Annotated in this window: 9 protein-coding genes and 1 pseudogene; 4 read left to right on the forward strand and 6 right to left on the reverse strand. The window is 29.8% G+C overall.

What is annotated here, in order from left to right:
• Positions 1-434, reverse strand: a pseudogene (locus MK115_RS08780) (phosphoglucosamine mutase); the annotation flags it as partial.
• A gap of 137 nt (positions 435-571) precedes the next feature.
• Between MK115_RS08780 and MK115_RS08785 the strand changes: the two are divergent.
• On the forward strand, positions 572-1,117 hold the full coding sequence (locus tag MK115_RS08785; protein ID WP_287610790.1) for a thioredoxin domain-containing protein: 546 nt from the start codon (positions 572-574) through the stop codon (positions 1,115-1,117).
• 3 nt (positions 1,118-1,120) lie between these two features.
• Here the strand turns inward: MK115_RS08785 and thyX are convergent, their stop codons facing one another.
• The 3 genes from thyX to MK115_RS08800 are packed head-to-tail and all read right to left on the reverse strand — an operon-like array spanning position 1,121 to position 2,934.
• Entirely contained in the window at positions 1,121-1,753 is a 633-nt protein-coding gene (gene thyX, locus MK115_RS08790; RefSeq protein WP_025900270.1) for an FAD-dependent thymidylate synthase, read from the reverse strand.
• Between the two features lies 1 nt (position 1,754).
• The gene (dcd, locus tag MK115_RS08795; RefSeq protein ID WP_011862288.1) at positions 1,755-2,348 is read right to left on the reverse strand and encodes a dCTP deaminase; all 594 of its coding nucleotides are present in this window, start codon (positions 2,346-2,348) and stop codon (positions 1,755-1,757) included.
• 4 nt (positions 2,349-2,352) lie between these two features.
• Positions 2,353-2,934 (reverse strand): cob(I)yrinic acid a,c-diamide adenosyltransferase, encoded by a 582-nt coding sequence (locus tag MK115_RS08800; RefSeq protein ID WP_287610795.1) that lies wholly within the window; start codon positions 2,932-2,934, stop codon positions 2,353-2,355.
• Positions 2,935-3,133: 199 nt separating this feature from the next.
• On the opposite strand from MK115_RS08800, the gene ntcA reads away from it, so the two are divergent.
• From ntcA to MK115_RS08815, 3 genes are read left to right on the forward strand one after another with little or no spacing between them, the layout of a single operon-like run.
• A complete protein-coding gene (ntcA, locus tag MK115_RS08805; protein WP_025971688.1) occupies positions 3,134-3,868 on the forward strand; it encodes a global nitrogen regulator NtcA in 735 nt (244 codons plus the stop codon).
• 39 nt (positions 3,869-3,907) lie between these two features.
• Entirely contained in the window at positions 3,908-4,873 is a 966-nt protein-coding gene (locus MK115_RS08810) for a DUF3084 domain-containing protein (protein ID WP_287610798.1), read from the forward strand.
• On the forward strand, positions 4,874-5,311 hold the full coding sequence (locus MK115_RS08815) for a RuvC family protein (RefSeq protein WP_287610800.1): 438 nt from the start codon (positions 4,874-4,876) through the stop codon (positions 5,309-5,311).
• Here the strand turns inward: MK115_RS08815 and MK115_RS08820 are convergent.
• Together MK115_RS08820 and pth are read right to left on the reverse strand one after the other, a co-directional pair.
• Complete coding sequence (locus MK115_RS08820) at positions 5,292-5,549, reverse strand: DUF3146 family protein (RefSeq protein ID WP_287610802.1); 258 nt, start codon at positions 5,547-5,549, stop codon at positions 5,292-5,294. The two genes, MK115_RS08815 and MK115_RS08820, sit on opposite strands and share 20 nt — an antisense overlap.
• Before the next feature lie 3 nt (positions 5,550-5,552).
• Positions 5,553-6,155: an aminoacyl-tRNA hydrolase gene (gene pth / locus MK115_RS08825; RefSeq protein ID WP_287610804.1), complete on the reverse strand. Its 603-nt coding sequence runs from the start codon at positions 6,153-6,155 to the stop codon at positions 5,553-5,555.
• Positions 6,156-6,336: the final 181 nt, after the last annotated feature.

Raw genomic sequence — 6,336 nt, forward strand, 5'->3', positions numbered from 1 at the left:
TTTAACGAAACCACTTCTATAGGAATTGATATATTTTGTTTTAACTCTTCAATTATTTTTTGAATTTTACTCTCAAAATTTTTAGTAATTTTTTGACCATTATGATCAAAAATTTTTATGCCATTATATTCTGGCGGATTATGACTTGCAGATATCATGACACCACTGCTCAGGTTCTCTTGTTTGATTAAAAAAGGTATAGCTGGGGTAGGGCAGATTCCAAGATTTATAAATTTTTTGCCACTTTCATTTATACCTTGTGTTATTGCCTGAAGCAGAATATCTCCACTAATTCTTGTATCTCTTCCAATTAATATTGGATTTTTATTTTCTAAAGTCGAACCTAGAGCATATCCTACTTTGTAGGCTAGAGAATAAGTTATCTCTTCATTAAATCTTCCTCTTATTCCATCAGTTCCAAAGATTGATTGCATAATTAGATTTCAGGAATCAAAGAAATTTTGATAATTATTCAGTTCTTATTTTATCAGTTGATTAAAAGCTTATAGATTTCAATTCTCTTTATTTGTTTAACTTATTTAAGATGTTTTTAGTAAGTAATTTCTTAATAGTGCAATCTGAGAGTCGAGAGCAAATTTTAAAACATTATTTTAAAACAATACTTATTTTAATCATATCTATTGTTATCATTTCACTGTTTTTGTTTAGAAATTTCTTTTTTAAATCAACTTATCTTCTAAAGAGTTTTGGAGAATTATCTGTTGACCCTGAAATAGCTTTTACAAATAATAAGCCTACATTTCTGGAATTTTATGCTGAGTGGTGTGAAGTTTGCAAAGAAATGGCTCCACAAGTTTCTGCTTTTAAAGATGAATACGAAAAAGATATTAATTTTGTTTTTTTAAATGTTGATAATCAAAAATGGGGTAATTACATCCAAAAGTTTGCAGTCAATGGGATTCCTCAAGTTAATCTTTTTGATAAAAAGGGTAATCTAATATCTACTTTTATTGGTAAACAAGATGAAATAAAAATAAGAGAATCTATTAATAATTTAGAAAAAGAAGAGAATCCCTATGAGGAAATTATTAATGCTGAATTTTCAATAATTCAAGAAAATAAAAATAATGAGGTTAATCCTCGTAGTCATGGATAATTTTTACCATTCTAAAGATTTTGATACAATCGGAAAACTTTTTTTAAAAATAGACTTGCAATTTTGGGCGATAGACTTGTGTTCTTTTTGGGTACCGTGAGCTGATCTTAAATGAATGTAATGGATCCACGATCTGCATGATCCAGACATATAGATTCTTGTTGGAGTTGCTAATGGTAAAACAAATCTCGCACATTCTTTGGCTACGCCTTCAGCAAGTAAATCTTCATATAATTCTGAAGCAGCCTGAAAATGTAAACCAATTTTTTCATTGAATCTTTTTTTTAACTCATCAGGGAGATCAGGAATTGAATTTTGCCTGTTTTTAAAATCTTGACGCCTTAACTCTGGTAAGGGAATATTACCCAATTGAGAACTATCTGCATATCTCTGTGAAAATTCCTGGAAAGTAAATGATCTATGTCTTAAAATTTGGGCAGCGATTCCTCTGTTAGTTTCTATTTGCAAGGTCATAAATGACTGTTCAAAAACACTCCAATGTTCATTTTTAATGCAATAACTCAATAATTTCGAATAGTCTTCATTTTCCTGATTTTTTGGATTACTAACTCTTGCAATGTAAGCCATTGTTTTTTCTGCATCAGGAGTTAGCGAAATTAGTTCAACTTTACTCATTTTAGATCTTTGCAAGAGTTACTTTTTCTGGTTGGTTTTGATATTTACCTCTTCTATCTTCATAGGTTGTAGAGCACGGATCACCTTCAAAAAAGAGTAGTTGGCAAATACCCTCTTCAGCATATATTCTGCAATCTGCACCTGAACTATTACTAAACTCTAAAGTTAGATGACCTTCCCACCCTGCCTCTGCGGGCGTTGTATTAACAATAATTCCAAGTCGTGCATAAGTACTTTTGCCTATACAGATTACAGTTATATTTTCTGGCACTTTCATCTTTTCTAAAGCAACTCCTAAACCATAGGAGTGAGCAGGAAGAATAAAAAAGTCTCCATCATTATCATGGTGAAGAACAGTTTTTTCTAAATTATTAGGATTAAACTTTTTGGGATTCATCACAGTACCAGGGATATGTCTGAAAATTAGGAATTCTTTTGATGAAAGTCTTAAATCATAGCCATAAGATGAACATCCGTAACTCAAAACTGGCTTTTGTTTATTGTCAGGCTCAAGATGTCTCACCAAATTTGATTGAAAGGGTTTTATCATACCTTCCGAAGCTTTTTGATTTATCCAGAGATCATTTTTTAGCATTGTTTTATGAGCGAAGTTCGGTAATTTGGTTAGCCATTAATAATAAATCTTTAGGTATATCTGTACCAGTAAGGATTACATCTCCTGATATAAATCGGTTTTCAAGTGTTGAAATCAAATCATCTTTATCGATAATTTTCATGTCAATAGCTAAAAAAATTTCATCAAGTATGATTTGGTCATTCTCTCCAGACTGTAGTTCTTTTTTACAAAAATTCCATAATTCAATAGTAGATTCATGAATAGATTTTTTTAAATTTTTATTATTTTCAATTGCTTCAGAATTATATTGATCAAAGGAATGTGATGATCTTACCCAGGTTAAATTACCGCATAGCTTTACTGCATTATCAACTCCTTGCTTGACTCCTCCCTTCATGAATTGTATTAAGAGCACTTTCCTGCCAAGAGCAGCATTTCTTAGAGAGTCTCTAATGATAGATGTGTAGCTACCTCTATATGAAGATTGATAGATTTGAATTTGTCCGTTTTGTGGAATTCTTTTTAGATTAATTTTGTTAGCAGTATTTGTTTTTACAACATCAAGATTACCTTTGGAATAAATATGAGATGAACTAATTACCATTATTTAGATTCTTTCTACATGCAGTATAATTAGAATCTATTGACGCTGCATATAGTGTAATTTTACTTAAAAAAGGGTTAAGCAATTTGAAACTGACTGAAAAAAGCTTGTTGATAAACTGATAAGAATTGAAAATTGTTACTGTTGATACAAGATATTTTAGGGTGTCTCCTTAAATTTTTTAATAGTCAAGATATTTATGATACCTGCTTCACGAGGATTCAACCGCTTTAGTTCGCAACAATCCGGACAAAGTAAAATTAACTCTGTTGGAGAACGTTTTCCAATCAATAGAACTTTAATGGAAGTTATTAAAGGTCTAGATGGTGCAAGCACAGAAATGGTTGAGAGATCTAAAACAATATTTTTCCCTGGGGACCCTGCTGAAAGGGTTTATCTTATAAGAAGAGGAGCAGTAAGACTGTCAAGAGTTTATGAGTCAGGTGAAGAAATAACTGTTGCTCTTTTAAGAGAGAATAGTCTCTTTGGTGTTTTATCTCTTCTAACAGGCCATAGATCTGATCGTTTTTATCATGCCATAGCATTCACAAGAGTTGAAATGATAACAGCACCTGCAAATTCTGTTTTAAGAGCTATAGAGGAAGATGCATCAGTAGGACTATTACTTTTACAGGGGCTTTCAAGTAGGATCCTGCAAACTGAAACAATGATAGAAACTCTTACACATAGAGATATGTCTTCTCGTTTAGTAAGTTTTTTAATGGTTCTTTGTAGAGACTTTGGAGTTGCAGGTGAAAAAGGTATTACGATAGATTTAAGGCTTTCACATCAGGCAATTGCTGAAGCTATTGGTTCTACAAGAGTAACCATTACAAGATTATTGGGAGATTTAAAGGATTCAGGGCTTCTTAATATTGAAAGAAAAAAGATCACAGTGTTCGATCCAATTGCTCTTGCAAAAAGATTTAATTGATTCATCATAAATTATGATGTACTGAGTATATGCAAAAGTGTGGCTTGGATTTTAATTGTTTTTTTAATATTACTAGGGGGATTAATTGCACCATTTGGGGATATTCTTGGAACAAAGATTGGTAAAGCAAGATTTAGTATCTTAAAATTAAGACCGAAAAAAACAGCAACTATAATAACTATTATTACTGGTGGGTTTATTAGTTCAATATCAATAGGGTTATTGATTTTAGTAAGTGAAGAATTCAGACAAAGGCTTTTTGTTGATATTCCTTTTTTGCAAAAAACTTTAGATGAAAGTAAAAAGGCTTTAATCCCTTTACAGGAAGAGCAAGAGGAACTTGAAGGTAAAATTATTCAAAAAGAAAAGGAGTTAAATCAATTAAAAAATAATATTAAAGAATTTAGGAGAGGAAATATTGTTATCAAAAGAGGGCAAACTTTATTCATTGCTGAGATTAAATCTAGCTCAAATGTAAAACTAGACTTTATAAAAATCTATAATGAAGCTGATAAATTTGTTAGGAAAATTGTTACCCCAAATAAAAAAGAAGCAAAAAATATTCTTTTGTGGAGACCTAGTGATATTACAAAAATTGAGACAATAGCTTCTAGAGGCGGCGACTGGATTTTATTAATTAAATCAGCAACAAATGTTTTAAAAGGGGATAATTATGTTTTTGTATCTCCTGATTTATTAGAGAATAAATTTATAGTCAAAAAAGGGGATGTTATTACAAGTTCAATTCTGGGAGAAAGTGATTTAAATCTTAAATCAATAAATTTAAAAATTAAATCATTGCTTAGAGAAACAAGGGATGAAATTAAGTCAAAAGGATCACAAGTTAGTGAAATTAATACAAATGGAAATTTTGTAAAAAAAATTAGAGACTTTCTTCAAGAAAATCAAAATATCAAATTTAAGTTAGAAGTAGTATCTTTGAGAGATAGTAAAACTGTAGAACCCATAGTCGTTGAAATCAATATTTTAAAGATTGCATCTTAAATGCCTAGAGTTATAACTATTGATCCTGGGAAAAGTAAATGCGGCTTAGTATTAGCTGAAATAAGTGAAAAAAAAGTTTATAAAGCGATTATTCTTAAAAGTGAATTACTAGAGAATTATGTCAGATATTTAATTGCCGCTGAGGACATATCACAAATTATTATTGGCAATGGTACTACCAGTAAAGAAATCAGAGAAAAACTATATTTTTTTAAAAAAGAAATAATAACTTTTGAGGAAAAAAATACTACCTACAGGGCTAAAGCAAGATATTTCGAACTTTTTCCAATTAGTGGTCTGAAGTTTTTAATGCCTAGAGAGGTTTTTATTCTTAATAAAAACCTTGATGCGATATCAGCTTTGATAATTTTAGAAGATTATTGCAAAATGAAGTTTACTTTGAATCAAAATATAGATTTTAAAACTTGGCTGAAATAGTGAACTTATATTCATTCCCTGCTTCTAGTTCATAATCTTTTTTCAATAAAAATCTCAATAAGGCATCCTCAATTAATGCTCTTCCCAAAGGTGGATTTACCTTTAATAGACCTTTATTAAAGGAGTATGTAAAAGTCCATTTAAATTGACTAGCTTCCACAACCCCCTGAATTTGCTTTTTTGAGAAGCAATATTCCTTAACACTTACATTTGCAATAGTTTCAGGTTTTGAACGCATTTCTTAAGGTTGGTCTTTGTCAAAAGAATTTAATTCATTAATTATATATTCTTCTTTTTTAGTATTTAGTTGTTCGAGGGATTCTATTACTCTCTTATACACTTTATCCAATATTGATTTTTCTTCTAGAGAAATATTTCCTAATACATGTGAAATGGTATTGAAATTATTTTTTCCTTTTATTAGAGGAGGTGACCCAATACCAATTCTTATTCTCTTAAAGTTTTGTGTCTGTAATTGTTCAATGATGCTTTTAAGCCCGTTATGTCCACCTGAGCTTCCTTTTCTTCTAAATCTTATTTTTCCAAGGGGAAGATCTTTATCATCGACTATTATGAAAATCTGATCTAAATTTATTTTGTACCAATCAACTATTGCTCTGACAGCATCACCACTGTTATTCATAAACGTATTTGGTAAAAATAACCTGAAATTAGAATCATTGATTTGAAATTCTGAGCAGGAACTTTTAAGCTTATCTTTTAATAAAAAATTTGAATTATATTTTTTCGAAAAATTTTCAAGCAGTAAAAAACCTATATTATGTCTACTTTTTGAGTATTTTTTACCAGGATTTCCTAATCCAATTAAAAATATTTCTTTCATTGTTTATTTCTAAATCTCTTTTTGTTTGAGAATTATGAATATATACAAACTATAACTAATTAATAAAAACAAAAATTTAAAAAAAAAATTATTTGGCAATTTTCACATTAACCAAATAATTTTTTGAGAAATTTTCAGAAATTTAATTTCCGTTCCAATCTACTGAGAAACCTTGTAGCAA

The organism is Prochlorococcus sp. ALOHA_ZT_50, from assembly GCF_022447305.1.
In the GTDB taxonomy this organism is placed as follows: Bacteria; Cyanobacteriota; Cyanobacteriia; order PCC-6307; family Cyanobiaceae; genus Prochlorococcus_A.

Coding starts and splice junctions, on each gene's coding strand:
- MK115_RS08800 (WP_287610795.1), bottom strand. CDS start 2,934: ATGGTAATTAGTTCATCTCATATTTATTCCAAAGGTAATCTTGATGTT.
- dcd (WP_011862288.1), bottom strand. CDS start 2,348: ATGCTAAAAAATGATCTCTGGATAAATCAAAAAGCTTCGGAAGGTATG.
- MK115_RS08820 (WP_287610802.1), bottom strand. CDS start 5,549: ATGCGTTCAAAACCTGAAACTATTGCAAATGTAAGTGTTAAGGAATAT.
- MK115_RS08815 (WP_287610800.1), top strand. CDS start 4,874: ATGCCTAGAGTTATAACTATTGATCCTGGGAAAAGTAAATGCGGCTTA.
- ntcA (WP_025971688.1), top strand. CDS start 3,134: ATGATACCTGCTTCACGAGGATTCAACCGCTTTAGTTCGCAACAATCC.
- pth (WP_287610804.1), bottom strand. CDS start 6,155: ATGAAAGAAATATTTTTAATTGGATTAGGAAATCCTGGTAAAAAATAC.
- thyX (WP_025900270.1), bottom strand. CDS start 1,753: ATGAGTAAAGTTGAACTAATTTCGCTAACTCCTGATGCAGAAAAAACA.